General features: G+C 70.2%; 29 protein-coding genes and 1 tRNA gene. 13 read left to right on the top strand and 17 right to left on the bottom strand.

Annotated elements, in window-relative coordinates; all coding sequences use genetic code 11:
* The first annotated feature begins 35 nt into the window (after positions 1–35).
* Positions 36–1,679, top strand: a complete 1,644-nt coding sequence (gene ggt, locus GN153_RS15170) for a gamma-glutamyltransferase (RefSeq protein ID WP_159904273.1) — start codon at positions 36–38, stop codon at positions 1,677–1,679.
* Between the two features lie 45 nt (positions 1,680–1,724).
* Here the strand turns inward: ggt and GN153_RS15165 are convergent, their stop codons facing one another.
* Both GN153_RS15165 and GN153_RS15160 read right to left on the bottom strand, forming a co-directional pair.
* Positions 1,725–2,240, bottom strand: coding sequence for a GNAT family N-acetyltransferase (locus GN153_RS15165; RefSeq protein ID WP_159904272.1), 516 nt, complete (start codon positions 2,238–2,240; stop codon positions 1,725–1,727).
* 66 nt (positions 2,241–2,306) lie between these two features.
* The gene (locus GN153_RS15160; RefSeq protein WP_159904271.1) at positions 2,307–3,779 is read right to left on the bottom strand and encodes a CoA-acylating methylmalonate-semialdehyde dehydrogenase; all 1,473 of its coding nucleotides are present in this window, start codon (positions 3,777–3,779) and stop codon (positions 2,307–2,309) included.
* A 180-nt stretch (positions 3,780–3,959) separates the two neighbouring features.
* Here GN153_RS15160 and GN153_RS15155 point away from each other — a divergent pair, with 180 nt between their 5' ends.
* From GN153_RS15155 to GN153_RS15145, 3 genes are all read left to right on the top strand, one after another.
* Positions 3,960–5,189: an iron-containing alcohol dehydrogenase gene (locus GN153_RS15155; RefSeq protein WP_159904270.1), complete on the top strand. Its 1,230-nt coding sequence runs from the start codon at positions 3,960–3,962 to the stop codon at positions 5,187–5,189.
* A 91-nt stretch (positions 5,190–5,280) separates the two neighbouring features.
* Complete coding sequence (locus tag GN153_RS15150) at positions 5,281–5,829, top strand: GMP synthase subunit A (protein WP_159904269.1); 549 nt, start codon at positions 5,281–5,283, stop codon at positions 5,827–5,829.
* 49 nt (positions 5,830–5,878) lie between these two features.
* Complete coding sequence (locus GN153_RS15145) at positions 5,879–7,747, top strand: DUF2070 family protein (RefSeq protein ID WP_159904268.1); 1,869 nt, start codon at positions 5,879–5,881, stop codon at positions 7,745–7,747.
* A gap of 20 nt (positions 7,748–7,767) precedes the next feature.
* On the opposite strand, the gene GN153_RS15140 is transcribed toward GN153_RS15145, so the two are convergent.
* Both GN153_RS15140 and GN153_RS15135 read right to left on the bottom strand, forming a co-directional pair.
* Complete coding sequence (locus GN153_RS15140) at positions 7,768–8,340, bottom strand: DJ-1/PfpI family protein (RefSeq protein ID WP_159905049.1); 573 nt, start codon at positions 8,338–8,340, stop codon at positions 7,768–7,770.
* Between the two features lie 151 nt (positions 8,341–8,491).
* A tRNA-Ser gene (locus GN153_RS15135) sits at positions 8,492–8,576 on the bottom strand.
* Positions 8,577–8,779: 203 nt separating this feature from the next.
* Here GN153_RS15135 and GN153_RS15130 point away from each other — a divergent pair.
* Complete coding sequence (locus tag GN153_RS15130; RefSeq protein WP_159904267.1) at positions 8,780–8,920, top strand: hypothetical protein; 141 nt, start codon at positions 8,780–8,782, stop codon at positions 8,918–8,920.
* Here the strand turns inward: GN153_RS15130 and GN153_RS15125 are convergent, their stop codons facing one another.
* Positions 8,921–10,453 (bottom strand): hydantoinase B/oxoprolinase family protein, encoded by a 1,533-nt coding sequence (locus GN153_RS15125; RefSeq protein ID WP_159904266.1) that lies wholly within the window; start codon positions 10,451–10,453, stop codon positions 8,921–8,923. It lies immediately after the preceding gene.
* Positions 10,450–12,435 carry a hydantoinase/oxoprolinase family protein gene (locus tag GN153_RS15120; protein ID WP_159904264.1) on the bottom strand — a complete coding sequence of 662 codons (1,986 nt, stop codon included), beginning with the start codon at positions 12,433–12,435 and terminating at the stop codon, positions 10,450–10,452. Before GN153_RS15120 ends, GN153_RS15125 begins: the two co-directional genes overlap by 4 nt.
* 89 nt (positions 12,436–12,524) lie before the next feature.
* Between GN153_RS15120 and GN153_RS15115 the strand changes: the two genes are divergently transcribed.
* The 3 genes from GN153_RS15115 (at position 12,525) to mtnA (ending at position 14,597) form a co-directional block, all read left to right on the top strand.
* Entirely contained in the window at positions 12,525–13,157 is a 633-nt protein-coding gene (locus tag GN153_RS15115) for a class II aldolase/adducin family protein (protein ID WP_159904262.1), read from the top strand.
* Between the two features lie 96 nt (positions 13,158–13,253).
* Positions 13,254–13,472, top strand: a complete 219-nt coding sequence (locus GN153_RS15110; protein WP_159904260.1) for a hypothetical protein — start codon at positions 13,254–13,256, stop codon at positions 13,470–13,472.
* Between the two features lie 60 nt (positions 13,473–13,532).
* The gene (gene mtnA / locus GN153_RS15105) at positions 13,533–14,597 is read left to right on the top strand and encodes an S-methyl-5-thioribose-1-phosphate isomerase (protein WP_159904258.1); all 1,065 of its coding nucleotides are present in this window, start codon (positions 13,533–13,535) and stop codon (positions 14,595–14,597) included.
* Positions 14,598–14,685: 88 nt separating this feature from the next.
* Here the strand turns inward: mtnA and GN153_RS15100 are convergent, their stop codons facing one another.
* On the bottom strand, positions 14,686–15,543 hold the full coding sequence (locus GN153_RS15100) for a hypothetical protein (protein WP_159904256.1): 858 nt from the start codon (positions 15,541–15,543) through the stop codon (positions 14,686–14,688).
* Positions 15,544–15,647: 104 nt separating this feature from the next.
* Between GN153_RS15100 and GN153_RS15095 the strand changes: the two genes are divergently transcribed.
* The 3 genes from GN153_RS15095 (at position 15,648) to GN153_RS15085 (ending at position 17,020) form a co-directional block, all read left to right on the top strand.
* Complete coding sequence (locus GN153_RS15095) at positions 15,648–16,037, top strand: CopG family ribbon-helix-helix protein (RefSeq protein ID WP_159904254.1); 390 nt, start codon at positions 15,648–15,650, stop codon at positions 16,035–16,037.
* A 213-nt stretch (positions 16,038–16,250) separates the two neighbouring features.
* A complete protein-coding gene (locus GN153_RS15090; RefSeq protein ID WP_159904252.1) occupies positions 16,251–16,568 on the top strand; it encodes a toxin-antitoxin system TumE family protein in 318 nt (105 codons plus the stop codon).
* Positions 16,569–16,603: 35 nt separating this feature from the next.
* Positions 16,604–17,020, top strand: coding sequence for an HVO_A0114 family putative DNA-binding protein (locus GN153_RS15085; protein ID WP_159904250.1), 417 nt, complete (start codon positions 16,604–16,606; stop codon positions 17,018–17,020).
* Between the two features lie 20 nt (positions 17,021–17,040).
* On the opposite strand, the gene GN153_RS15080 is transcribed toward GN153_RS15085, so the two are convergent.
* From GN153_RS15080 to GN153_RS15045, 8 genes are all read right to left on the bottom strand, one after another.
* Positions 17,041–18,276, bottom strand: coding sequence for an MFS transporter (locus tag GN153_RS15080; RefSeq protein WP_159904248.1), 1,236 nt, complete (start codon positions 18,274–18,276; stop codon positions 17,041–17,043).
* Between the two features lie 76 nt (positions 18,277–18,352).
* Positions 18,353–19,228, bottom strand: a complete 876-nt coding sequence (locus GN153_RS15075) for an energy-coupling factor ABC transporter ATP-binding protein (RefSeq protein ID WP_159904246.1) — start codon at positions 19,226–19,228, stop codon at positions 18,353–18,355.
* The gene (locus GN153_RS15070; protein ID WP_159904244.1) at positions 19,225–20,037 is read right to left on the bottom strand and encodes an energy-coupling factor transporter transmembrane component T family protein; all 813 of its coding nucleotides are present in this window, start codon (positions 20,035–20,037) and stop codon (positions 19,225–19,227) included. Before GN153_RS15070 ends, GN153_RS15075 begins: the two co-directional genes overlap by 4 nt.
* 1 nt (position 20,038) lies before the next feature.
* Complete coding sequence (locus GN153_RS15065; RefSeq protein ID WP_159904242.1) at positions 20,039–20,359, bottom strand: cobalamin transport operon protein; 321 nt, start codon at positions 20,357–20,359, stop codon at positions 20,039–20,041.
* Entirely contained in the window at positions 20,359–21,039 is a 681-nt protein-coding gene (locus GN153_RS15060) for an energy-coupling factor ABC transporter permease (protein WP_159904239.1), read from the bottom strand. Before GN153_RS15060 ends, GN153_RS15065 begins: the two co-directional genes overlap by 1 nt.
* A 339-nt stretch (positions 21,040–21,378) precedes the next feature.
* Entirely contained in the window at positions 21,379–22,170 is a 792-nt protein-coding gene (locus GN153_RS15055) for an enoyl-CoA hydratase/isomerase family protein (protein WP_159904237.1), read from the bottom strand.
* A gap of 94 nt (positions 22,171–22,264) precedes the next feature.
* A complete protein-coding gene (locus GN153_RS15050; RefSeq protein WP_159904235.1) occupies positions 22,265–22,600 on the bottom strand; it encodes a VOC family protein in 336 nt (111 codons plus the stop codon).
* A 43-nt stretch (positions 22,601–22,643) separates the two neighbouring features.
* Entirely contained in the window at positions 22,644–23,432 is a 789-nt protein-coding gene (locus GN153_RS15045; RefSeq protein ID WP_159904233.1) for an FkbM family methyltransferase, read from the bottom strand.
* A 76-nt stretch (positions 23,433–23,508) separates the two neighbouring features.
* Here GN153_RS15045 and GN153_RS15040 point away from each other — a divergent pair, with 76 nt between their 5' ends.
* Complete coding sequence (locus GN153_RS15040; RefSeq protein WP_159904231.1) at positions 23,509–24,276, top strand: DUF7001 family protein; 768 nt, start codon at positions 23,509–23,511, stop codon at positions 24,274–24,276.
* A gap of 100 nt (positions 24,277–24,376) precedes the next feature.
* Complete coding sequence (locus tag GN153_RS15035; protein WP_159904229.1) at positions 24,377–25,042, top strand: enoyl-CoA hydratase/isomerase family protein; 666 nt, start codon at positions 24,377–24,379, stop codon at positions 25,040–25,042.
* Here the strand turns inward: GN153_RS15035 and GN153_RS15030 are convergent.
* Both GN153_RS15030 and GN153_RS15025 read right to left on the bottom strand, forming a co-directional pair.
* Complete coding sequence (locus tag GN153_RS15030; RefSeq protein ID WP_159904227.1) at positions 25,039–25,707, bottom strand: class I SAM-dependent methyltransferase; 669 nt, start codon at positions 25,705–25,707, stop codon at positions 25,039–25,041. The genes GN153_RS15035 and GN153_RS15030 overlap by 4 nt on opposite strands.
* A gap of 3 nt (positions 25,708–25,710) precedes the next feature.
* Complete coding sequence (locus GN153_RS15025; protein WP_159904225.1) at positions 25,711–26,604, bottom strand: thiamine-phosphate synthase family protein; 894 nt, start codon at positions 26,602–26,604, stop codon at positions 25,711–25,713.
* Positions 26,605–26,638 lie beyond the last annotated feature (34 nt).

Here is a 26,638-nt window from a genome sequence, read left to right as displayed (position 1 = left end):
GCAAGACGTTTGCACCTCGGGGCTGAACGGTGGGTATGGACACCCGGGACCCGGACCTGGACCGCTTCGACTCGCGGCGCCCGACGGTCTACGCCAGCGAGGGGGTCGTCGCCACCAGCCAGCCACTCGCCGCCGAGGCCGGCCGCGAACTGCTGCGCGAGGGGGGCAACGCCTTCGACGCCGCCGTCGCCACCGCCGCGGCCCTGAACGTCGTCGAGCCCACCTCGACCGGCCTGGGCGGGGACGTCTTCGCGATGTTTCGAACGGCCGACGGCGAGGTCGGCGCGATGCGCGCCTCCGGGGGTGCCCCCGAGGGCGCGACCCGCGAGCGCGTCCGCGAGGCCGTCGCCGACGGCGACGACTCCGTCGACCCCGCCGAGGCGGAGATGCCTGTCCACGGCCCCCACGCCGTCACCGTCCCCGGCACCGCGCGGGGCTGGGAGGCCACCGTCCAGGAGTACGGCCGCCGGACGCTCGCCGACGCCCTCCAGCCCGCCATCCGGTACGCCACCGACGGCTACCCCGTCACCGAGGTCGTCGCCGCGCAGTGGGAACACGGCGAGGACCTCTTTACCGACGACCACGCCCGCGAGGCCTACCTCTTCGGCGGCCACTCTCCCTCGGTCGGCCAGACGGTCCGGCTGCCCGCGCTGGGCGAGACGATGGAGCGGATCGCCGAAGAGGGCGCCGACGTCGTCTACGAGGGCGACATCGCGGAGGCCATCGCCGAGGAGGTACAGGCCAAGGGCGGGTTCATGACCGTCGACGACCTCGCGGGCTTCGAGGTGGAGTGGCCCGAGCCCCTGTCGACGACCTATAATGGCGTCGAGGTGTTCGAACTCGGCCCGCACAACCAGGGCCAGGTCGCCCTCGAGGCCCTGAACATCGCCGAGGAGACCGGCGCCGGCGACCACCCCTACGACACCCCCGAGCGGGTCCACGCCTTCGCCGAGGCGCTGAAGGTCGCCTTCCACGACGGGCACCACTACATCACCGACCCCGACTACGAGGACGTGATGGCCCTCCACGAGAAGTCCTACGCTCGCGAGCGCGCCGCCCTCGTCGGCGAGGAGGCGCTGACCGACGTCGACGTGGGGACGCCCGGCGCGGTCGGCGAGGACGCCGACACCGTCCTGCTGACCGTCGCCGACAGCGAGGGCAACGTCGTCTCCTACATCAACTCCCGCTATATGGGCTTTGGCAGCGGCCTCGTGGCTGGCGAGACGGGCATCGCGCTCCAGAACCGCGGGGCCTCCTTCTCGCTCAACCCCGAGGACCCGAACCGCCTGGAACCCGGCAAGCGCCCCTTCCACACGCTCGTTCCGGGCCTGGCCCACTTCGGCGCCGACGCCGGCCGCGCGGACTGGGCGGCCTTCGGCGTCATGGGCGGGTACATGCAGCCCCAGGGCCACCTCCAGACCCTCGCGAATATCATCGATTACGACATGCCGGTCCAGGCGGCGCTCGACGCGCCGCGGTGGCGCTACCGCGAGGACGGCGCGCTGGCCATCGAGGACCGCTTCCCCCGCGGGGTCGCACCGAAGCTCGCCCGGAAGGGCCACGAGGTCCGCGTGGAGCCGCCCCTGCAGTTCGGCGGCGCGCAGTTAGCCCGCTACGACGAAGGGAACCTCTCGGGAGCGACCGAACCCCGGAAGGACGGCCAGGTCGCGCCGTACTGACTTCCGGGCGCCGCGTCGGCGTGACGCTGGCGCCGCGCAAGCACCTCAGAGCTCTCTGGCGACCATCTCTCCCCAGGGCTCGAACCCCCACCGGTCGTAGAAGCCCCGCGCACGCTCGTTGTCCGGGTCGACATCCAGGACGACGCGCTCCAGCGGCGTGTCCTGCTCGCGAGCGACCGCCAGCGCGGCCTCCATCAGGCCGTCGGCCACGCCCGTCCCGCGGTGTGACTCGCGGACGAAGACCTCGTTGACCACGGCGGCGTCCCAGATGTAGCTCAGCGACGCAGGGAGGACGAAGACGTAGCCGGCGAGCGCGTCCGCGCCGTCGTTCCCGTCCCTGTTCCCGTGCTCGCCGCCCTCCACGACCTGCACTGCTCGTTCCTCCTCGTCGACACACCGCTCGACCCACCCGAGGTAACCGTCCCGGTAGCCGGTGTCGAGTTTCCCCTCGTAGCGGGCCGCCTTCTCGTCGCCGCCGGTCCCGCTCCCGAGCGCGGTCTCGAAGCCCCGCTTGAGTTCCCACAGCGCCGCCCGGTCGCGCTCGCGGTAGGGTCTGACCATGTTGGGGTCTCGGCGGGACGGCGGTTAGCCGTTTCCGTCCCAGGAGTCAGCGACAGACACGCTGGCTCAGGGCCAGCGCTCGATGTAGACGGTCTCGTCGGTGTAGAAGCGGACGACGTCCTCGGCCTGGGCGTGCAGGTCCCCGAAGAAGGAGTCTTTCTCGCCGCCGAAGTGGAAGAAGGCCATCGGCGCGGCGGTGCCGGCGTTGACCGCGAGATTACCGGCCTCGGCGTCGTGGCGGAACCGCTGGGCCTCCTTGCCGCTGCCGGTAAAGAGGCTCGCGGCGTTGCCGAAGTCGCTCTCGTTCATCGTCTCCAGCGCCTCATCGAAGTCGCTGGCGGACATGAGGTTGATCACGGGGCCGAAGATCTCCTCGCGGGCGATGGTCATGTCCGCCGTCACGTCGCGGAAGACACACGGCCCGAGGAAGTTGCCGTCCTCGTAGCCCTCGACGGTGATATCGCGGCCGTCGACGACCAGTTCGGCACCCTCCTGAACGCCGGTCTCGACGTAGTTGCGGACCGTCCGCTCGTGGTCGGGCGTGATCAGCGGGCCGATGGTGGTGTCGTCGTCGAGCCCGTAGCCGACCACCTGCCGTTCGGCCTCCTCGACCACGAGGTCCAGGAACTCCTCGTAGACCGATTCCTCGACGACGACGTTGTCGTTGGCGAGACAGCGCTCGCCCGAGCACGCGAAGGAGGAGCCGACGGCCTTCTCGGCGGCAAAGTCCAGGTCCGCGGACTCGGTGACGATGACGTGGTTTTTCGCGCCGCCCTGGGCCTGGACGCGCTTGCCGTTCGCGGCGGCCTTCTCGTAGATTGTGCGGGCGACGGGCGTGCTGCCCACGAAGGAGACGCCCTCGATGCCGTCGTGTTCGAGGATGGCGTTGACGGTGTCCACGCCCCCGTTGACGAGCTGGACGACGCCGTCGGGGAAGCCGGCCTCCTCGATGAGTTCGACCATCCGCTGGGGGACCAGCGGGTCCTGCTCGCTGGGTTTGAGCACGAAGGCGTTGCCCGTCGCGACCGCATAGGGGAGAAACCACAGCGGGATCATCCCGGGGAAATTGAAGGGGGTGATGGCGGCGAACACGCCCAGCGGCTGGCGGACGCCCGTCTCGTCGATCCCGGGGGCCGCGTGCTGGACGTGGCCGCCCCGCAGCAGCGTCGGGGCGCCACACGCGGCCTCCACGTTCTCGATCCCCCGCCGGAGTTCACCCTTCGCCTCGCCGAACGTCTTGCCGTGTTCCTCGACGAGCAGCTCCGCGAGTTCGTCCTGGTGCTCCTCCAGGAGCTGTTTGAACCGGAAGAGGGGCTGGACCCGCTCCTCGACGGCCCGGTCGCTCCAGGACTCGAAGGCCTTCTGTCCTGTGCGGACGGCCTCGTCCACGTCACCCGTCGAGCTGAACCCGACGTGTGCGATGGCCTCGCCGGTCGCCGGGTTCACCACATCCTGACCCGCGTCCCCGTCCGGCGCGACCCACTCGCCGTCGACGTAGTTGTGCACGTCGCCGTACGCTGTCGCTGTCTCCTGTGACATGCCCTGTCAATACACCACACGGCGTCTTATAGACGGGGATTCATATACGAGATTACACCACGGCGGGTTCCCGGCTGCCCCGGGCGGGCCGTCGTCTCCGACCGTTCGATGCCGGACGTGGCCCCACGCACACGTGATAGTTCAAAAATACTTTCACGGTACAGTGTGTTGGCACGACACATGGAACCGACACCGACCGAGGGAACACGGGTCGTCGTCTCGCCGGCCCAGACGGTCCTGGGCGTCGGCGCAGTCGAGGAGACGGGGACGTACGCGGGCCGTCACGGCACCAGGGCGCTTCTGGTCGCCAGCCAGCAGATCTACGACATCCACGGCGAGCGGGTCGTGGGGATCCTCGAGGACGCGGGCGTCGAGGTGGTGACTTACACCGACGTCCGCCCGGACCCGACCGTCGAGAACGTCGAGGCCGCCCACGAGGTGTGGGACCGCGAGGGCTGCGACGTCATCGTCACGCTGGGCGGGGGGTCCTCGATCGACGTGGGGAAGTCGGTGGGCATCCTGGCGACCAACGAGGGACCGGTCCGGGAGTTCGGCGTCGACCGCGCCGGCTACGAGGGCGTGCCCAACCCCGCGCCGCCGGTCATCGCGGTCAACACGACTGCCGGGACCGGCAGCGAGACCACCCGGACCGCGGTGCTGACCGACGAGTCGACGTCGACGAAGTTCATCATCGTCTCCGAGAACATCGTCCCCCGCGTCGCCATCGAGGACCCCGAACTGACGGTCTCGCTGCCCAAGAGCCACACCGCCTTCACGGGGATCGACGCCTTCACACACGCCGTCGAGGCGTTCACCTCCGTCAAGTCCTACGGCGTCACCGACGGGTACGCGCGGGACGCGATGCGACGGATCGTCGACAACCTCGTGGTCGCGTGGTCGAACGGCGACGACATCGAGGCTCGCACGGAGATGATGATAGGGCAGTTCAAGGCCGGCAAGGCCTTCGGCAACTCCTCGGTCGCGCTGGTCCACGGGATGGCCCGCCCGCTGGGCGCCCAGCTGCACATCCCCCACGGTCTCGCCAACGGACTCATCCTCCCCTACGTCGTCGAGTTCAACGCCATGGCCGCCCCCGCGAAGTACGCCGAGGTCGCGCGGCTGCTCGGGGCCGCCGACGCCGACGACCCCGACCGGGTCGCCGCCCGGCGGGCCGGCGAGGCCGTCGAGGGGCTGTGTGAGGACATCTCCCTGACCGGCTACCTCGACGACTTCGGCGAGGTGCCGGGCCGGGAGGCATATCTCGACGTGGTGCCGGAGATGACGGGGGACGCCTTCGACTCGGGGTCGCCGGACAACAACCCCCGCAAGCCCACCCGCGAGGAGCTGGAGAACCTCTTCGTTCGCGTCTACGACGACGCCCTCGCCCCCGACAGCCGCCGGCGGTCCTGATCCGGCTGTTCCCGCTCACGCCCCCACCGGTACCGCGCAAATTCCCGCCCGTTTCCGTGGATATATACCCGGCGTCGGCCTACAGCGCCCAATGACCCGGATCGACGTGGTTGACAACCACGGCCAGTTCACCCACCTGGAGCAGCGGGCGCTGCGCGATATGGGGGTCGACGTCGAGACCATCGACAACGAGACCCCGCCCGAGGAGGTCGACGCCGACGGGCTCGTGCTTTCCGGAGGGCCGGACATCGACCGCATCGGCAACTGTCCCGCCTACCTGGAACTGGACGTGCCCGTGCTCGGGATCTGCCTGGGGATGCAGGTCATCGCCGCCGAACTCGACGGCCGCGTCGGCTCCGGCGAGTACGGCGGCTACGCCGACGTCACCGTCGAGATCACCGAACCGGAGGACCCGCTGGTGGGCTCGCTGGCTCCGGAGACGCGGGTGTGGGCCAGCCACGCCGACGAGGTCAAGGAGGTGCCGACGGGCTTCGCGCGGACGGCACGGAGCGACGTCTGCGAGGTGGAGGCCATGAGCGACCCCGACCGGGAGCTGTACGGGGTTCAGTGGCACCCGGAGGTCGCACACACCGAGGAGGGCGAGGAAGTGTTCGCGAACTTCCTCGCTCGCTGTCAGTAACAGCCGGTAGATAGATACTTTTACACGGCACACTGGCCGTGGTGAAGGTATGACAGCCACACAGGGCGACCTCGCGGGGCTCTCGCGGCTCATCTTCCGCGTCCCCGACTGGTACGCCAGCCTCGCCGTCGCCCTGGTCGTGGCCGCGTTCACCGGCACGCTCGTCTTCGACTCGTCGTTTTTCCTGCAGGCCGCCTGGGAGGGGCTGTTCTTCCTGGGGATCCCGACGGTCGCCGCCGCCCTCGTCTCGACGGCCATCGACCGGCGCTTCGGCGGCCGGCTCACCCGTGACCGGTCGGCGCTGCTCGCGGTGGTCTGTGAGTTCATCGTCATCGCCGTGTTGCTGGTCGCGGGCGCCGTGGCGCTCATGACCGCCTTCGGTCAGCAGTTCGTCTTCGACGCCCTGCTCATCGCGCTCGCTGCGATCTTCGCCTTCCGGCTGCTCATCCTGATGGCCGTCTCGCGGCTGTCCACCCCCCGGAGTGTGGTCACCGCCAGCGTCCAGACCGTCGCCGCCGCAGTCATGCTCTTCGTCTACAGCGGGACGCTCTACTCGCTGCAGGTCGAGGGTCCGTTCCTCCAGTCGCTGTTCGCCCGGCCCGAGGTCGCCCCCGAAGCGGTCCAGTACAGCGTCTACCCCTTCGACTTCCTGTTGCTGGCGGTCATCTGCACCATCCACGTCGGCGCCGTCTACTTCTTCCTGCAGGTGATCGACGAGCCCTGGCAGCGCAGCCTCGGGGTCTCGGTGCTTGATTTCATCCAGGGCTTCATCGGCCACCTCGGCGAGGGCTCGAACGACCTCGAGGAGTTCTTCGAGGAGATCGGCGAGGAGGCGCTCGTCCCCGTCACTGTCCTCTCCTTTCGCCGGCCCGACGGGAGCGAAAAAGCGGCGTTCGTCCTGCCGATGATCCACCCCGGACCGATGGGCGACATCGGCGGCGGCAACCTCCCGATCCGGGTCGCAGAGGAGACAGAGGGGCTCGCCTTCCCGCCACACGCCACTGCCGGCCACGACTTCAACCTCGTCACCTCGGGCGAGGTCGAGACCATCTGCGAGACCGTCGAAGGGGCCTACGAGCGCATCGAGTACGGCGACACCGCCACCCAGGGAGCGCGCGTCCAGGAGGGTGACGCCACCCTGACCGGCCACGCCTTCGGCGACGACGCGCTGGTCGTCAACACCTTCTCGCCGACCTTCGCCGACGACGTGGAGTACGCGGTCGGCCTCTCGGCGGTCGCGGAGGGCCGGTCGGCCGACCTCGGCGACGTGTTGCTGGTCGACGCCCACAACTGCAACGACGGCCTGGAGGGCGAGGACCTGGGGCACATCGTCCCCGGCAGCCAGCGCTCCTTCGACCTGATCCACGGGACGGGCCGCCTGGCCGAGCGGCTCTCAGGGATGAAACAGCACTCCCTGCAACTCGGGACTGCGTGGGAGGAAACAGACTGGGAGCCCGAAGACGGCATCGGCCCGCTCGGCGTCCGGGTCGCCGTCGTCGAGGCCGGCGGCCACCGGACCGCCTACGTCCTCGTCGACGGCAACAACATGGAGCCGGGGCTCCGTGACCACATCGTCGCGCAGGTCGACGCCGTCGACTGTCTCGAGGTGATGACGAGCGACACCCACATCGTCAACACCGTCGAGGCCGAGAACCAGGTGGGTCAGGCCATCCCCGACGAGGACCTGGTCGCGGTCATCCAGGACCTGGTCGGGCGGGCCGTCGCCGACCTCGAACCCGTCGAGGCGGGGATGGCGAGCGAGCGCGCCGAGGTGACTGTCTTCGGCAACGACCGCACCGAGACCCTCGCCAGCCACGCCAACGCCATGGTCTCGATGGGCTTTGCGATGGCCGGCGTGTTCATCCTCGCGGTCGTCTCGGTCAGCGTCCTCCTCTTTCTCGCGGTCAACCTCGCCTGAGCGTGGCCGCTCCGTCCCTCTCAGTCGTCAGCCGCGGCGACCTCGCCGTGCTGGATCTCGGTCCCCAGCAGGTCCAGGAACTCCGCCAGCCACTCGTCGTGGTCCGGCCAGGCCTGCCCCGTCACGAGGTTCCGGTCGCGGGTGACCTCGTCGACCCACGAGCAGCCGGCGGCCTCGACCTCCGCGCGCACCGCCGGGTAGGCGGTCATCTCGTAGCCCTCCAGAACGCCGGCCGCCGCGAGGATCTGCGGGCCGTGACACAGCGCCGCCACCGGCTTGTCGGCCTCGAAGAAGTGCCGGACGGCGTCCAGCACCGCCTCGTAGGTCCGCAGGTACTCCGGCGCCCGTCCGCCCGGCACGACCAGGCCGTCGTAGTCCGTGGGGTCGACCTCGCTCATCGTCGCCGTCAGCTCGAAGTTGTGCCCGCGCTCCTCCAGATAGGTCTGGTCGCCCCGGAAGTCGTGGATCGCGGTCTTGACCGTCTCGCCGGCCTCCTTCTCCGGGCAGACGGCGTCCACCTCGTGGCCCACCATCTGCAGCGCCTGGAACGGTACCATTATCTCGTAATCCTCCCCGAAGTCGCCGACGATCATCAGAAGTTCTGCCATGGGTATCACGCGCACCGTGCGCGCTAGCCGGTAACGTGTCACTGGGAGATAATCCTGTCGCCCGGGGGCCCGCTGCGCTCCACTCCCTGATTCAAACTCACGACAGCGCTCCCGCTCGCGAGGTGCTCGCGGAGAGCGCCGAGGGAGAGATTTGAACTCTCGAGTCCTCTCGGACACCTGCTCTCGAGGCAGGCGCCTTGGCCAGGCTAGGCTACCTCGGCTCACCCACGGCTACCGCTGAAACGCGTTTATCCGTTTCGGTGTCGGGCGCGACACCCGGCCACGACGCCCGTCGCCACGCGCCGGTGGCCTGCCGGCACGCCGTCGCCCTGCGGGGGGTTGCCGGCAGCTGACTGAAGACGTTTGTTCGCTTTTGTCTCGGTACGCGAAACATATATTGACTATCTCACCATTACGGGACACGATGAGGCCTTCAGTCGACGTTGAGGGTTGTGGAACGTACGAATGCCTCGAGTGTGGGGCACGGTACGACGAGCCGGAGACGCGCTACTGCGAGGACTGCGAGGTCACGCTGCAGTGTCTGGACAACTCCCGGGACCTGTAGTCACCCCGCGCCGTCCTCGCTCCCGTACCCGCCACCGCCGGGCGTCTCCACCCTGACCGTCGTACCCGGACGCACGTCCGCCGTGACTTTCGCGGGGACCTCCTCGCCGTCGAGGAGGTTCCGCCCCTGGGTCCCGTCCCCGCCACCGGCGAGCCCCCTGGGCGCGTGCCGGCGCCGCTCGGTCAGCAGCGAGACGGTCGCATCGGCCTCAACGGTCAGCTCGCGGACGAGTCCGTCGCCCCCGCGGTTCCGGCCCGCGCCGCCGCTGCCGTCCCGGAGGGCGTACCGCTCGACCCGGAGGGGGTACTCCCGTTCCAGCGCCTCGACCGGCGTGTTGAGCGTGTTCGTCATCCCGACCTGGACCCCCGAAAGCCCGTCGGCCCGAGCGGTCGCGCCCGCGCCGCCGCCGACGGTCTCGTAGTAGGCAAAGTCCCCGGAGCCGATAGTGAGGTTGTTCATCGTTCCCTGCCCGCCCGCAGGGACCCGCTCGGGAGCGGCCTCCGCGAGCGCCGCGAAGACGACGTCGGTGACTCGCTGGCTGGTCTCGACGTTGCCGCCGACCACGGCCGCCGGCGGCTCGGGGTTCAACAGCGACCCCGCGGGTGCGCGGACGGTCACCGGCTCGTAACACCCGGCGTTGGGCGGGATGTCGGGGTCGGTGACACACCGCAACACGTAGTAGACCGCGCTCTTCGTGACCGCCAGCGGCGCGTTCACGTTGCCCGCAACCTGGTCGGCCGTGCCCGCGAAGTCGACGGTCAGCCGGCTCCCCTCGACGGTGACCGTCACCTCGACCGGGATCTCCGCCTCGGTCACGCCGTCCCCCTCCATGACGTCGCTGGCGGCGTACTCGCCGTCCGGGATCGCGGCCAGTTCGGCCTCGATGCGCTCTCGGGAGTACTCCCGGACGGCCTCGAAGGCCGCGAGCAGGCGGTCGCCATGTTCCTCGAGCAACTCGCGCACGCGCTCGGCCCCGCGGTCGTGGGCGGCCCGCTGGGCGCGCAGGTCCGCCCGCCGCTCGCGGGGGTTGCGGACGTTGGCAAACAGCAGCGCCTCGACGTCCTCGCGGGGCTCGCCGCCGGCCACCAGCCGCACCGGTGGCAGCCGCACCCCCTCCTGCTGGATGTCCCGCGCCCCGGCCGGCATGCTCCCCGGTGCCATCCCGCCCACGTCGGCGTGGTGGGCTCGCGAGACCGCGTACGCCACGACCCGTCCCTCGTGGGTGACCGGCGAGACGAGCGTCACGTCCGGGAGGTGGGTGCCGCCCTCGAACGGGTCGTTGAGGGCGAACAGGTCGCCGGGCTCCGGGTCCCGGTCCAGCACCGCATCGACGGCCGCCGGCATCGCGCCGAGGTGGACCGGGATGTGCTCGGCCTGGGCGACCAGCCGGCCCGCGGCGTCGAACAGGGCCGTCGAGCAATCCCGGCGCTCGGTGATGTTCGGCGAGTACGCGCCGTGGATCAGGACCCTCCCCATCTCCTCGGCGACGCTCTCGAGCTGGTTCCGCAACACCTCGAGGTCGACCGCGTTCATGCCTCTCCCTCCGCTCGCTCCAGCCGGAGCGTCCCGCGCTCGTCGACGCCGGCTCTCCAGTCCGGCGGAACGACGACGGTGCTCTCCGCCCCCTCGAAGACTGCCGGCCCGTCGACTGCCAGACCGGCCGCGACTGCCTCCCGGTCGTACACCGGCGTCTCGTGCGGTCCGTCGTCGGCGCGGACCGGTCGGCTGGTCCGTGGCTCCGAATCGCCCCCCTCGTGAGCGACGTCCGGCTCGTCGCCAGGAATCGTCGCCGTGACGCGGAGGGTGACGAGTTCGACCGGCTCGTCGAGCCGGTAGCCCCGCGCCCGCTCGTGGGCCGCGTGGAACGCCTCGGCCACGTCCGGCGGGTCGAACGCCGCGACGTCGACGGTGAGTTCGTGGCTCTGGCCCGCGTAGCGCAGGTCCGCGCCGCGGGTGAGGGCGGCCGCCTCGGGGTCGCTGGTCTCGGCCAGCACCCGCTCGCGGAGGTCGTCGTAGCGGGACTCGACCGTCTCCGGGTCGACCGCGTCGAGCCGCCCGCCGAGGGTCCGAACGGCGTCGTGTCGTTCGTCGGCGGCCAGCAGTCCGAGCGCCGAGAGCACGCCGTTGGCCCGCGGGACGAGCACCGTCTCGACGTCGAGGCGGTCGGCGAGCGCCGCGGCGTGCATCGGGCCGGCGCCGCCGAACGCGACCATCGCGAACCGCCGGGGGTCGTGGCCCCGCTCGACGGTCACCTCCCGGATGGTGCGGGCCATCGTCGCGTTCGCCACCCGGTAGACGCCCCGGGCGGCCGCGACCGGCCCCTCGAGGCCGGCCTCCTCCGCCAGGTCGGCCATGACGGCCTCGGCAGCGTCGGCGTCGAGCGCCAGCCCGTCGCCGAGTTCGGTGTCCGGCCCCAGGTAGCCCAACACGAGCGCCGCGTCGGTGACGGTCGGCGCCTCGCCGCCGCGGCCGTAGCAGGCCGGACCGGGCTCGGCGCCAGCGGACTGGGGCCCCACCCGCAAGGCCCCGCCGTCGTCGACCCACGCGACCGAGCCGCCGCCGGCACCGACGGTCTCGACGTCGACCATCGGCACCCGGACCGGGTGGCCGCCGACCGCCCCCTCGGTCGTCCGCTCCACCGCGCCGTCCCGGACCAGCCCCACGTCGCTGGAGGTGCCGCCCATGTCGAAGGTGACGACCCCGTCGTGGCTCTCGGGCTCGAACAGCGCCGCGCCGACGACCCCTGCGGCGGGCCCCGACAGCGCCGTGTGGACGCCGTGCTCGCGGACCGTCTCCCCGTCGGCGATGCCGCCGTTTGACTGCATCACCCGCGGGGCCGGCAGCCCGCGCTCGTCGGCCCGCGCTGCCAGCCGCCCGAGGTAGTCGGCGATCACCGGCGTGACGTAGGCGTCGGCGACCGTCGTCGCCGTCCGCTCGTACTCCCGGAAGGCCGCGAGCGTCTCGTGGGAGGCGACGACCGTCGCGTCCAGTTCCTCCCGGAGGGTCGCGGCGACCCGGCGCTCGTTGTCCGGGTGGGCGTAGGCGTGCAACAGCGAGACGGCCACGCTGTCGGCCGCGATCCCGGCCGCGAGGTCGCGTACTTCGGCCTCGTCGACCGCCCGTTCGACCCCCTCGACGGTCGCCCGCTCGTCGACCTCGTACCGGCGCTCGCGGGGCACCAGCGGGTCGGGCTTTCCGGCGTCGATGTCGTACAGTGCCGGCCGGTCCTGGCGGCCGATAGCGAGCACGTCCCGGAACCCTTCGGTCGTGACCAGCGCCGTCTCCGCGCCCTCGCCCTCGAGGAGGGCGTTGGTCGCGACGGTCATCCCGTGTCTGAACCCCTCGACATCGGGGGGGTCGACGCCGGCCGCCTCGCAGGCCGCCTCGAGGCCCGCGAGCACCCCCTCGCTCTGGTCGGCCGTCGTCGGCACCTTCGCCGTCGTCACCCCGTCGGCCAACAGAACGACGTCGGTGAAGGTTCCCCCGACATCGACGCCGAGCCGGATACCGTCCATACCCCTCCACGGACCGTCCGGGGCATAAACGGTGGCGCTCCAGTCAGCGGCTGCACGCCACCTATGTACCGCCGGCTGCAAGCGCCGGTATGCTCGACGCCGAACGCAGGGCGGTCGCGGACGAACTCGACCGGCTGGCCGCGCTCACACCGGGACGGACCGGCAACCTCAGCGTCCGGCGCGGCGACCGGTTCGCGGTCACCCCCTCGGGCGTCCCCTACGACGAGGTCGGCCACGGGGACGTGCCGGTCGTGACCCTCGAGGGGGAGGTGGTCGCGGGCGCGCTCGAGCCCTCGAGCGAGACGCCGATGCACCGCGCCATCTACGACCGCCTCGACGTGGGCGCGGTCGCGCACACCCACTCGCCGTGGGCGACGACGCTCGCGGTACTCGGGAAACCGGTCCGGCCGGTCCACTACATGCTCGCGCTCGCGGGCGGCGAGGTGCCGGTGGCCGACTACGCCACCTACGGCACCGAGGCGCTCGCGGCCAACGCCGTCGACGCAATGGCCGTGGCCGACAGCCGGGCCTGCCTGCTCGCCAACCACGGGCTGGTGGCGACCGGACCGGACGCCGCCGGGGCCGTCGAGGCCGCCGGGGCCGTCGAGGCCGTCGCGGGACTGGACTGTCGGGCGCGGGCGCTCGGAGGCGGCAAGGTCCTTCCGGAGGGCGAACTAGACCGGGTCGCCCAGCGCTTCGCGACGTACGGCCAGGAGGGCTGACCCGACCCCGTAGTCGGCCCCGCCGCCCGTCGGCCCGGATCCGGAGATTCAAGAGACCGGCCTCCAACGTTGGGATACCCGACCGACACGCAGCTCATGACGAACGACATCTACCGCCGGCAGCTCGAGACGGCGCTGAAGGACGCACAGAAACTCCGCCACGCCTACAACGACTGGCTCGCCGCCGAGTTCGAGGAGGTCCAGCCCCTGCCCCCGCAGGCCGTCGTCTCGCTCGCGCACACCCTCTACCGGTGGCGGCTGGCCAACGCCGGCGGACACACGGTCCCCCAGGACGACGGTCGCGGCGTGCAGTAGCAGGCCCCCGTTCCGGACCGCCGAGAAACGGTTATCAGGCTCGACCGCCGAGTGTGTGATATGCGAACAATTGACTGGGACGAGGACCGGGACTGCGTGGTCATGGTCGACCAGACGAAGCTCCCGGCCGAGTACACGACCTACCGCGCCGAAACCATCGGCGACCTGGTCGAGAGTATCGAAGTCCTCCGCGTGCGCGGCGCGCCGGCGCTCGGGGCCGCGGGCGCGTACGGGGTCGCGCTCGCAACCCGGACCAACGACGCAGACGGGTACGAGGAGTTCGCCGAGACCGTCCGCGCCGACGCCGAGCGGGTCGCGAACGCCCGTCCGACGGCGGTCAACCTCGCCCGGGAGGTCGACGCGCTCCTCGGGGTGCTCGCCGACTGCGACTCGATAGGGGAGGCCCGCGAGCGCACCCTCGATGCGGCCCAGGAGCTGGCCGACGAGGACGTCCGGCGCAACAAGCGCCTGGGGGAGCACGGCGCCGGCCTGCTCGCCGACGGGGCGACGGTGATGACCCACTGCAACGCCGGCGCGCTCGCGACCGTCGACTGGGGGACCGCCCTCGGGGTGGTCTACTCCGCCCGGGAGGCAGGCAAGGACGTCGACGTCGTGGCAAACGAGACCCGCCCACTCAATCAGGGCTCGCGGATCACCACCGTCGAACTGATGGAGCGCGACGTCGACGTGACCCTCATCCCCGACAACGCCGCCGGCCTCAGCCTGCAGGAAGGACGGGTCGACGCCGTCGTCGTCGGCGCCGACCGCGTGGTCCTGGAGGGTGGTGGTCCCGACGGCGACCAGGGCGTCGTCTTCAACAAGATAGGTACCTACAAACACGCCGTCGTCGCCGACCGCCACGACGTGCCCTTCGTCGTCGCCGCGCCACACGCCACCGTCGACACCGAACGGAGCGCCGACGAGGTGGAGATCGAGGAGCGCGACCCGACCGAACTCCGGGAGATATACGGCACCCAGAACGCGCCGGAAGACGTCCCCGTCTACAACCCCGCCTTCGACCGGACGCCGATGGAGCTGGTGGACTACCTCGTCACCGAGACCGGCGTCTACGAGCCGCCACTCGAGCGGGCCGACTTCGCCGAGCCGCCGACACCCGAGGCGTAGTCCGCCGCTGCCGCTTCGGGTCTCGACCCACTTCAGCGGCCACTGGTGCTCCGGGGAGTGGCACCGCCAGAGCGGACGGCCACCCGACTCAGAACAGCCCGACGATGAACCCCAGGCCCATGGTGACGAGGACAGCCGCCGAGACAGCGGGGAGGTACGGGGTGTACCGCTCGACCCGTTCCTCGTACCTGTGGTAGCCGGCGATCAGCAGCATCGTCAGCCCGACGATGCCGAGGATGACGGTGAGCGCGTACGCGCTCATCAGCTCGAGACAGTAGTTCGACCCCGCACAGAGCGCGATGATCTCGAACTCCTCCTCGTGAGCGAACCCCAGCAAGAAGGCGAACCACGCGATCCCGAACAGGCCGCGGTCGGCGGCGTCGTCGGCGCTGCCGTGGGTGTGCCCGCCCACGAACGGGATGAACTGCTTCAGCCGCGCACCGACTCCGCGGTCCTCGTGGTCGTGGTCGTGTGCGTGCCCGTCGTCGCGGTCGTGCGAGTGACTGTGTTCGTGGGCGTGCCCGTGTTCGTGACCGTCGCCGTACTCGTGTCCGTGACCGTCGTCGTGCTCCTGTCCGTGACCGTCCCCGTGCCCGTGGGAGTGGCCGTGCCGGTACTCCCGGATGCCGAGGAGAACGAGCAGGACGCCGGCGACGAGGCTGACCGGCCCGCCGACCTGGATGTCACCGACCACCGTGATCGGCTCGTTGACCTGCATGAGGTCGAAAAATCCCTTCGCGTAAAAGAACGCGCCGACCATCGCGAGGCTGCTGACGAGGTGGCCGACCCCGAGGATGAGGCTGGCGGCGAACCCGTACAGCCACTTGTTCGACTGGTCGAGCGCGTACGAGGCCGCGACGGGCCAGCCGTGACCCGGCTCGACCCCGTGGACGGCGTCGAGCGCAACCGCCCCGAGCAACAGCCCGAACGCCTCCCCCTGAACCATCGTCGTTGCCCATCTCCGCACAGGTGACCGATAACGGTTGTTAATACCGGACCGGCCGTGGCATCATACTCACCCTCTTGTGTGGGTGCGCCGAAGGACGGGTAATGCGAACGAGTTTCAACGTCCCCGACGAGCTGGTCGCGGAGTTCGACCGGGTCTGGCAGGAGGAAGGGCTGGACAACCGGTCGCGGGCGGTGCGGGAGGCGATGCAGGAGTACATCGAATCCCACTCCCGGCTCGAGGACCTGGCGGGCGAGGTGGTCGCACTCGTCGCCTTCGACTACCGCCACCACGACGTGATCGAGGACCTCCACGGCGTGCAACACCAGTACCAGGATGTCATCCTGAACACGAGCCACACCCACCAGGGGGAGTGGTGTCTCGAGTCGCTGTTCTGCCGCGGTGCCGTCGGCCGGGTCCGGGAACTGAGCTACCGGCTCCGCGACTTCGATGGGGTCCGCCGGGTGAAGGTCATGGTCATCCGCGACGACTGAGGAACCGACACGCTTCGCCCGTCGGCAGAAATTGTAACTCGGCAACAGGATACGAACAGTGTTATTTTCGTTCTGGCCGACTCAGATATTTTCGGTACCGAGGCGTTGTCGCACTCGTGTTCTCCCGTGTCCCATCGACGAGGTAGACCGGGAGTGTAGCCAGGAATCACCGCTGGTCTTATGATGTTGGGGGCTGTCCCAACATACGAGGGAATGGCTAAAGAGCCCGTCTTCCAATACACGCACGTTGAGGCAGGTCTCGTCGAGAATGTCGTGCTCCGACCGACGGAGGCCACCGAGAGCTACCCCTCAGGCTGGAAGTACACGCTCCACTTGGGCACCCTTGAAGACCTGACACTCGTCCGGTATGACAATGCCCACGAAGACACAAAAGGTCACGAATACCACACCGCCGCTGGTGACGTCGACGATGTCGAGTTTCCCGGGATGGAAGAATTACTCGTCGACTTCTGGGCGAATACAGACGAGTACTGGGACGCTGTCGGCGGCGACCCGCCGCGGCCCTACTGACTGTCTACTAACCGTACCACCGACATACCCTAAATATGACCACACTCCACATCACCGTTGGCGACCGAGAACCGCTCCGTGAGGACGCACTGCAGTTCGTTCGGACTGCCGGGACTGACAGTATCGACGACCAGGACGGGAAGGCGATACTCCAGTTCGGAACCTACGACGACCTCGTCGACAACCTCACACCGCTCCGCTTGGAACTCATTCAAGCGATCGCCGAACACGCACCCGAAAGTATGCGGGAGGCCGCGCGCCTCGTTGACCGTGACGTGTCAGACGTCCATTCGGATTTGAAGCAATTGGAGACGCTTGGCATTCTTGAATTTGAAGAAGGTGGCCCCGGCGGCGCAATGCAACCTGTCGTCCCGTTTGACCGGATCGAGATGCACATCGACTACCCGCTCGTCACTGATGTCGATGGCGACGAAACACCGATTAGCGCTTAGCAACTGCCCCAGGAAGTGCATTACCAGTCCGCCAGTTTTCGCGGGCCGTGCCGGACCGAGATGATCCCCCAGAAGGCGACCACGCCCGTCAGCGCCGTGACGCCGGCGACGACGAACACCCACTCCATCCCCACCGAGTCCATCAGGTAGCCGCCCAGAAGCGGCGCGAGCAGCGCACCCGGCCGCCAGACGAGCCCGCGGATCCCGAAGCTGCTGGTGATCCCGCTGTCTTTCCCCTCGTCGGCGAACAGCGCCATGCTCGCGGGCTCGCGGACGGCGTCCGCGACGCCCAGCAGCGCGTTCAGGAAGACGGCGACGAAGAAGGCGCCCGGCACCGTCCCGAGCACCGGGACGGTCACCGAGAGGTCCAGGACCGCACCGGCGGCGGGCACCAGCGGGAAGGCCAGCGCGAGGATGCCGTAGGCGGCCCCGCCGGCGCCGACGAACAGCCCCCGGCCGAAGCGGTCCGAGAGCCGGCCTGTGACCGGCTGACAGAGCATGTTGGTGAACTTCTCGGCGGCCACGACCACGCCCACCGCCGTCGCGGTGAGCGCGAGCCCCCCGCGAGCGACCGAGAGGCCGACGAAGATCGGAACCCAGTTGCGCACCAGCGTCACCGAGACGGCGTACTGCGCCCGGAAGCTGGTGATCGTCAGGATCCGCTCGTTGAACGCCAGGTCGAAGAAGGCGAAGCCGGTCCGGTCGCCGTCGTCCTCGACGAGCAGCCAGACGCCGACCAGCGCGAGCGCGAAGAGAACCACGAGCGCGGCGAAGATCGGCCGGAAGCCGTAGAGGTCAAAGAGTGCGCCCGCGGCGAGGGTTCCGGTGATCCCCGCCGCCATCCGCCAGGAGTTGTACTTGCCGATCTGGTTGGCGCGTTCGTCGCCGGCCGCCAGGTCCCCGACGAGTGCGAGGCTCACCATCCCCGTCCCGACGATCCCCAGCCCCTGCAGCGTCCGGGCGAGGATGAACCCCGTCGAGCTCTCGACGACGGTGAAGGAGGCGTACGCGGCTCCGCTGAGCGCCAGCGACCCCAGCAGGATCGCCCGCTTGCTGAAGCGGTCGGCGGCCCACCCCAGCGGCACGAGCGCGACCCCCCGCCCGACCCCCAGCGCGGTCACGAACAGCCCCGCCGTGACGCCGGTCGCGCCCAGCTGCTCGATGTAGGTCGGTAGCAGCGTCAGCAGCGTGATGTACCCCAGGCTGCCGACAAACCGCGTGAGGTAGAGGGGGTAGAACTGGCTACGACTCGACACGTCCGCCGGAACTGCCCTCTCTACAATAAGCCCGTCGTCTCGGGGTGGTGGCGGCAGTCGGCTGTCGGAGTCCCAGTCAGCCGTGCCCGCTGCTGTCGACCGACGCCGGCACGGTGTCCGGGTCGGAAGCCCCGTCGTTGAGAAGGGCGACGAGGTCCGCCCCCGTCACCGGCCGTGCGCTCGCATCCAGTCCTGCCTCACGAGCCACGCGGACCGCGCTCGGCGGGCGGAGGTTCGCCCGTCCCAGCAGGTCGTCGTCGTAGAACACCTCGTGGGGCGCCCCGCACCCGGCGACGTTGCCGTCGACCATCACGCAGACACGGTCGGCGATCCCGGCGGCGAACTCGAGGTCGTGGGTCGACAGGACGACGCTGAGGCCCTCCTCGTGGACCTGTTCGATGCGGTCGGCGACCAGGCGGGACCGCTCGGGGTCCAGTCCCGCCAGCGGCTCGTCCAGCACCACGACACTCGGTTCCAGCACGAGCACACCGGCGAGGCCGACGAGGCGTTTCTCGCCACCGCTCAGGTAGTGGGGGATACGGTCTTCGAGGTGAGCCGCGTCGACGGTTGCGAGCGCCTCGCGGGCGCGGTCTCTCGCCTCGTCGACAGGCACGCCGTAGTTCCGGAGGCCGAACATCACGTCATCGAGAACGGTAGGGGCGACCAGTTGCGTATCGGCGTCCTGGAAGACGAAGCCGACCTCCTTCCGGGCGTAAGCCTTGTTGTCGTCGGTAATCGGCGTACCGTCGACGAGGAGCTCGCCCTCGTCGGGAACGAGCGTCGCGTTCAGGTGTTCGAGCAGCGTCGACTTCCCGGCGCCGTTGCCACCGACGAGCGCGACGACTTCGTCGGGGTAGACCTCGAAATTCACGTCGTGCACCCCGACTGTCCCGTCAGCGTAGGTGTGAGACTGACACCGGAGGTCGACCAGCGGCGACCCGGACCGGCTCACAGTCCCACCCCGTAGACGACGGTCGCCGAGTAGCCGACGACGGCGACGTACGCCCCGGCGACGGCGAGGAGTTCTGCCGGCGGCGGCCGCGACACGTCGCCGTACACCGTGAGGTCGCCGTCGTAGCCGCGTGCCTCCATCGACTTCACCAGGCGCTCGGACTGCTCGATCGCCGACAGCATCGTCATCCCGAGGATCCGGGCGTAGAGCCGTTTGTTCGACCAGAACTCCGAGAAGTGCGCTCCGCGGGAGAGGCCACCTTTCACCAGGTCCTCCAGGGTCTCGACCATGACGAAGGTGAACCGGTAGGTGAGGAGCGCGACCTGGTCGAGGGGGCGCGGGAGTACACGGCCGAGCATGTACGCGATGTCGGTGTACTTCGTCGTCATGGACGCCGTCAGCGCGAACGTGACGACGGTCAGCGACCGGCAGGTCAGCTCCGCGAACAGGGCCGCGCCGGCCCACGTCACCGAGAGGTCACCGAGCGGGGTCGGGATGGCACCGCCGATGGGGACGCCGGGTTCGAGAAACGCCAGCGGGCCGGCGACGGAGACGACGAACAGCATCGGCAGCGTGTACCAGCGGACCAGCCGCCGGTACGGGAGCCCCGAGACCCCGTAGACGGCAAGGACAACTCCGTACAGCCCGGCCAGCACCGCGAGACGGTCGACGGTCGTGACCGCGAGCACGAGCGCGCCGACGATGCCGAGTTTCGTCCACGGGTTGACCCGATGAAGCGGCCCTTCGCGGTGCTCCGCATAGGCCGTGATGAGCCGCGGGTCGGGAACGTGATTCGAGAGGGTGGTCATGCTACGCGGTACGCTCTTGCTCGCCGATATCGCGGTACCGGTCGACGTAGACGTACAGAGCGACGCCGACGAGCAGGAGTGCGGCGACGACCACCGCGTACTCGAAGACCAGCCCTCCCTTCCGGATCGGGCCGGCGATGACGATACCCCGACCGAAGTCGACGAGGGCGCCGCCGCCGTCGGCGAGCCCGCGCTGGAGGGTCCGGGCGGAGCGTTTCGCCCACGGGAGTGCGCCGCCCGTGGCGCCGAAGGCCCACAGGCCGATGGCGGTCGCCACGGCAACCAGTCCCGCCAGCCCGGCGTACTGTTTCAGACGGTTCATCAGGCGGTCACCCCCGCCGGCTCGTCCCGGCCGGACCGGTCCCCGCCAGCGAGCAGGTCGGGCCGGACCGACGCCAGGAACTGGACGATAAAACCGGTGAGAAGTCCCTCGACGACCGCCACGCCGACGTTGATGCCGACGAGACCGGCGACGGCGACGGCGAGGTCGGCCCGGGGAAGTGCGCTCCCGTTGACGCCGCTGATGACGATGATCGCGCCCATCAGGACCGCCCCTGCCGAGAGGCCGGCGATGGCAGCGCTGGCCGTCGCGGGGAAGACATCCCAGTCCATCCGGACGAGCGTCCGGAAGATGTAGTACGCCGCGATCGCTTCGCCGGCGTTGATCATCACGTTCGCGCCCAGCAGGCCGACGGCCCCGTGCCCGAGCGCCGCCGAGAAGATGTTCACCACGAGCGCGATGAGCGCACCGAGCGCCGGTCCGGCGATGATCCCCACCAGCGCAGTGAGGTTCATGTGGACGCCACCCCAGACCGGGATGTTCAACTGGAAGATGGCGAAACTCGCGGCCGCACCGACCCCTGCGAGCGCGATCTGACTTGTCTGGATCTTTCCCCTCCGCACGCGGTACAGGACTGCAGCCATGAGGCCAGTTCCGAGCAACGTCCAGAGAGCCAGCGCCCACAGCGGGAACGACCCTTCGCCGAGGTGGATGTGTGCCATGTCTGTTTTATTAATTTGAGGTGATGTTATAATAATCTTACCATACTTCGACTTTTCAGATAATAACTCTGGAGCGGGGTCGCACCGTGCCCTGGCCATCCCCCCGGTGACGTCGCCAAGACTCCCCGGGGGCCGCAAACCGGCCGAGCCGGTCCAGTCGTGCTTCGTGCATCTGGACACTGGCGCCGCTCAAGCGTAGGCAGACCCGGATTAGGTACTGACGTGCCCGTCGGGCCGTCGTTTCATCGACGTACGGGCGACAACAGCCCTCGCCCCCCCGAGGCCGTGAGGCGGCCGGTCCGATAACGCCGCCGTCAGGGTGGGGTCAGCCGGTTCGGTTCAGGGTTTGTCGGTCCCGTGCATCCAGTCCAGCGCGGCCTGCAGCCCCTCCTCGTCGCGGATCTCCCGGAACCGTTCGGGAGCGTCGGTCTCCATGCTCAGCGTCCCGACGAGTTCCTCCACCCGACCGTAGCGGCGGTAGCCCTGGGTCTCCTGGACGTCGTTTATCATCGCCTTGACCATGGTGAGCGCCGTGCCCGGGGTCTTGCGGATGTGGTCGAGTTCCTCCTCGACTCTGGCCTGTAGCTCGCCCTCCGGGACGACGTCGTTGACCAGTCCCATCTCCGCGGCCGTGCGGGCGTCGACGTTCTTCCCGCTGTAGAGCAGCTCCCGGGCGTCTTTCAGGGAGTCGGTCACGAACGGGAGGACGAACTTCGGCGGGGGCTCGCCGAAGTGCATGTCCGGGTAGCCAAAGTCCGAACCCTCGGTGGCGAAGGTGAGGTCGCACACGATAGCGAGGTTACAGCCACCCGCGACGGCCGCGCCGTCGACCGCCGCGATGACCGGCAGCCGCGCGGAAAAGATGGCTTCCAGGTGGGTCCGCTGGTCGTGGACCTTCTCGTCGGTGGTCGCGTCGGGTTCGGCGTCGCTGATGTCGTAGCCCGAGGAGAAGGCGTCGCCGTTGCCCTCGATGACGACCGCGCGGACGCCCTCGGCGTCCTCGGCGCGGTAGACGGCGTGCTCCAGTTCGGTGAGCAGCTCGTCGTTCAGCGCGTTCAGCGCCGCCGGCCGGTCGAGGCTGATCCACGCTGTCGTCTCTCTCTGTTCGTACTCGATCGCGGCGTACTCCATGGGGCCGCCTCACACGGACCCCACATGAAACCACCGCCGGGCTGTTCGCATCGCGTCCCGGAGTCGGTGCGTAGTCTCCGCCCCATCACGGCGGCTACTCGTGTTCGAAGGTCTGGAACTCGACAGTCCGTCCCTCGGGGTCCTCGGCGAAAAACTGGTAGATCTCGTAGGTCCCGTTGTACCGCGGCGGGTCGTCGGCCAGGTCTTCGAGGCCCGCGTAGGCGTCGTCGACACCGTCGCGGTCCTCGAAGACGAACGTAACGATGCCGTCGGTGTCGGCGTTCTCGCGGGCACAGAACCCGAGTCGGAAGCCGCCGGCCTGGAGGATCGTGCAGTCGGGCTGTTCGAGCCACACCTCCGCGCCCAGGTCGCGGTAGAACTCGACCACCTCGTCGTGGCGCTCGGTGCCGAAGAAGACGATGCCATCCATACCCCTGCTGGGGCCGCCGGCCACCTGTATGCTCCCTTTCCCGTCAGCGTTCGGCGACGACGACGGGGGGAAACTCCTGGTGGTCTTCGGGAGTCACGCCGGGCGTCTCGCCGTCGAGCAGGGCCTCGAACTGTTCGCGGGAGATGCCGGCGCCGTCGTGGGTCAGCCACTCGACGGGCTCATAGCCTAGTCCGGAGAGCAGGTCCACCACCTCCCCCGGCGGGTGGCCGAGCTTGATGGGGTGGACCTCGACGGCGACGAGCCGCGGGAGGGAGTCGTCGGCCGCGGCGTCTCTCAGCCCCCGGAGGACCGCCCGCTCGGCACCCTCGCAGTCGAGTTCGAGCACGTCACACGGCAGGAGGTCGGCGGGCGCGACAGTCCGGACCGCGTCCGGGTCCAGCCCCTTCCCCTCGGCCTCGGCCTCCGCCAGCGTTCCGACGACGGCCTGCCGGAGCGTGACCTGCCCCGCGTCGACCGCGTTCAGCCGGAGCGTCTCCCGGAGTGCGGCGAGGCGGTCGGCGCTGGCCTCGTAGACCGTGACCCGGGCGCCGGCCTCGACCGCGGCCACGGTCGTGATGCCGAAGCCCCCGCCGACGACCGCGACGTCCTCGCCCGGACAGGTGTGCTCGCGGTGGACGGACGCGAGCCCGCCCTCGAAGGAGGAGTGTTCGGGGGTGTCCCGACCGAACAGCCGGTCGAGGGGTCTCCGCGCGCTGGCGGCCGCCGGCGGGACCCGGACGCCCGCACAGGTGCCGTACTCGACGGCCGGGAGCGAGTCCCGGACCTGCTCGTGGCAGCGGCGTACACGCTCCTCGCCCTCGCCGGTCGCCATACCCGTCCCTGGCAGCGCCCGGTCTAATGGGTACCGGACCGCAAGCAGTTTGCCGCGCCGGCGACGAGCACCGGTGATGGTCGAACGGGTCACGCTCTACCGCGCCCCGACGACCGAGGCCGACGCGGACGCTGTCGCCGAGTGGCTCCGTGGCCGGGTCGACGACGGGGTCGCGGTCGACGTGCGCGGGCGGTTCCTCTCGCTGTACGCCGACGAACGAATCGCCGAGGACTTCGCGCGGGCGCGGGTCCTCTCGCCGTACGAGCGGGAGACCGGCAACGAGATGCTCGGGATCGTCCGCTACGAGGAGCGCGCGCTCGAGAATCCCGAACGCGCCGGCGGCGTGGTCTACGACGGGCTCGCCGTCCAGGCGGCGCTGGGCGAGCGCCTCCCGGACGGGGAGTCGGGACTGGACCACCTGCACGTCCCGCTGCTGGACCGCGTCGTGGGGACCTGGGGCGACCACGACGGCCGGTGGCACAAGCGCGTGAACGTGCTGGGCCAGCCCGCCCCCGTCTCCGTTCCCGGGCTCTACGAGGCTCCCGCAAAGCCCGAGGCCTACTACAAGGAACAGCAGAAACGGGCGCTGCTCTCCGGCGGGCCGCCGCCCCGCGAGGTCCTAGAGAGCGAGGTGGAGGGCGACTTCCTCGTCGCCGACGACCCCCGGACGACCGACGCGCTCAAGGGCTATGTCCTCCAGGCGTACCACTACCTCGAGACCGGCGAGGCCTTCTGCGAGCGCGGGGCGTGCCGGCTGGCCAACCCCCACCGCCAGCCCGGCGTGGTCGAGGCGCAGCTGCGCGAACCGGAGTTCTGTGAGACACACGCCGGGCGGTACGGGTAGCAGGGCGACCGCTCGCTGTCGGCCGGGCCGACCACAGCCGCCGCTCGCGGTCACGCCGGCCAGGCGTGGGAGCTATGACGCCGCCGGGCGATGGGCGGGCATGGTCACCGTCGACACCGACATGCTCGCCATCGAGGAGTCACCCGACCTGGTCACGGTCGAACTCGCGCGCCCGGAGAAGCTGAACGCCCTCGCGCCGCCGATGGTCCGCGGGCTCGCCGACGTCTTCGGGCGGCTCGAAGACGACACTGGCCGGGGTGTCCTCCTGACCGGTCAGGGACGGGCGACGTGTGCCGGCATGGACGAGGACATCGTCAGCGACGACTACGCCGCGGAACACGGCGACCTCCACGAGACCCTCCAGGGGGTGTACCGCCAGGTCGAAGCCCACCCCGGCCCGGTCGCGCTCGCGGGCCACGGCGCGGTCATCGGCGCGGCGATGCTGGTCTCGCTGTCCTGCGAGTTCGTCGTCGTCGGGGAGGACACCACGCTTGCCATCCCCGAGGTCAGCTACGACATCGCCTCCGACCGGGCGGCGACGGTGCTGCCGGGCTACGTCGGCCGCCACGTCGCCAGCGAACTGGTCCTGACGGGCGAGCCACTCGCCCCCGAGCGGGCCCGGGAGGTGGGGCTGGTCAACGACGTCGTCGAGGAGGACGCCGACGCCGTCAGGGAGCGCGCCCGGGAACTGCTCGCGGACGTGACCCGCCACGACGGCGATGTCGTGGCCGACGTCATCGGGAAGATGCCGAGCGTCGAGCCCTAGACTCGGCCGCTGATGAGCCTGACGTAGCCCAGCCCCAGCCGCCGCTCCTCGTGGCTGCTCGCCCGGGCAGCAAGCGCGTCGCGGGCAGCGTCAACCCTGCCTTCGAGGGCACGGGCCGGCGACTCACTCGTCGTTCGGCCGCCGGGTGCGGCCGCGCGGACGAACAGGCGAAAGAGCAGATTCAGCGGCGCGGCCGCCGGGTGGGGGCTGCGCGAGGCGTTCAGCAGGACCAGCCGGCCGCCCGGCCGGAGAGCGTCGCACCACCCCTCGACCGCGGCCGCAGGGTCCTCGAGCATCCCGACCAGGAAGGTGGCGATAATAGCGTCGGCGGGCTCACAGAGTGGCGGCCGGGTCGCATCCCCGGCGAGGACCGCGACGCTGTCCCAGTCCGCCCCCGCGACGCGGTCGCGGGCGACCCCGAGCATCCCCGGCGTGAGGTCGACGCCCACCACCCGTCCGTCCGGACCGACCCGCTCGCACAGGTACGGGAAGTTCGCGCCCGTGCCACACCCCATCTCGACGACGGTGTCGCCCGCTTCGAGCGCCAGCGCGTCGGCGGCGCGGGCGCGCCACGACCGGACGCCCGGCGCGCGCGCGAGTACGTCGTACAGCCGCGCCCACCGGGTGTAGAACTGCTGGGCGGCCCCGGGGTCGCTGGCGGGCATCCCTCAGGCGACCGCCCGGACCCGCTCGGCGACCGTCGGGGCGTCCGGCCCGAGGACGTAGACGATGGGTTCGACCCCCATCGCGCCGGTCTGGTAGAGGACGCTCGCATCGGGCGTGCCGGACAGCGCCGCCGCGATAGCCTCGTCGACGTCGGCCTCGGGGTCGAATTCGGCGGCTGCGTGGCCCTCGCCTTCGAGGGCCGCGACGGTCGCGGGGTCGTAGCTGACGTTGACCGCCGCGCGGGCCTCGCTGCCCGCGGCCCGCGCCGCCAGCAGGATGCCGGCGACGTACTGGCTGACGCCGAACTCCGGGTCGCCGGGGATCGTCACCTCCCCCTGCACGTCGATGATCCGCCCGGGCACGGCGGCCACGTCGTCGATGGTCCCGGCGTCGGGGAGACACTCCACGAGGTTGGAGCCGACGGCGGGCACCATCGCCGCGAAGCCGGCGGTGTTCCGGAGCACGCGCAGCCCCCGCCGGACCGACGCCCGCACCTGGCCGGCCGCGCGGATCCGTCCATCGGGGTCGTGGATCGCGTTTCCCTCGTAGGCAGCGAGCCCGGGGACGGCCTCCTCGTGGAGTGTCGCGAGCACGCCGCCCCGCTCCAGTTCCCGGATTGCGACTTCCGCCTCGACGAGCGCCTCGACGGTGGTCATGTCGCCGGTCGCCAGCCCCTCGGCCAGCCGGTCGACCAGGTCGGTGACGGTCCCGTCCGCGGCCAGCCGCTCGTTGCGGTCGACCTCGCCGTGGACGTACTTCGAGACCGCGCTCTGACTGATGCCAAGCAGGTCCGCCACCTCACTCTGGGTCAGTCCCTCCTCGCGGAGCCGTTCGGCCAACAGCGACCGGAAAGTGGGGAGAAACTCCTCGACGACGACCTCCTCGATGAACTTCACGGCCGGCCACCCCGCCACGGAGGTGTCGCGGCCG

The sequence above is a fragment of the Salinirussus salinus genome (assembly GCF_009831455.1).
In the GTDB taxonomy this organism is placed as follows: Archaea; Halobacteriota; Halobacteria; order Halobacteriales; family Haloarculaceae; genus Salinirussus; species Salinirussus salinus.
Note: the sequence above shows the minus strand (reverse complement) of the source record. Positions and strands in the feature narration are given on the sequence as shown.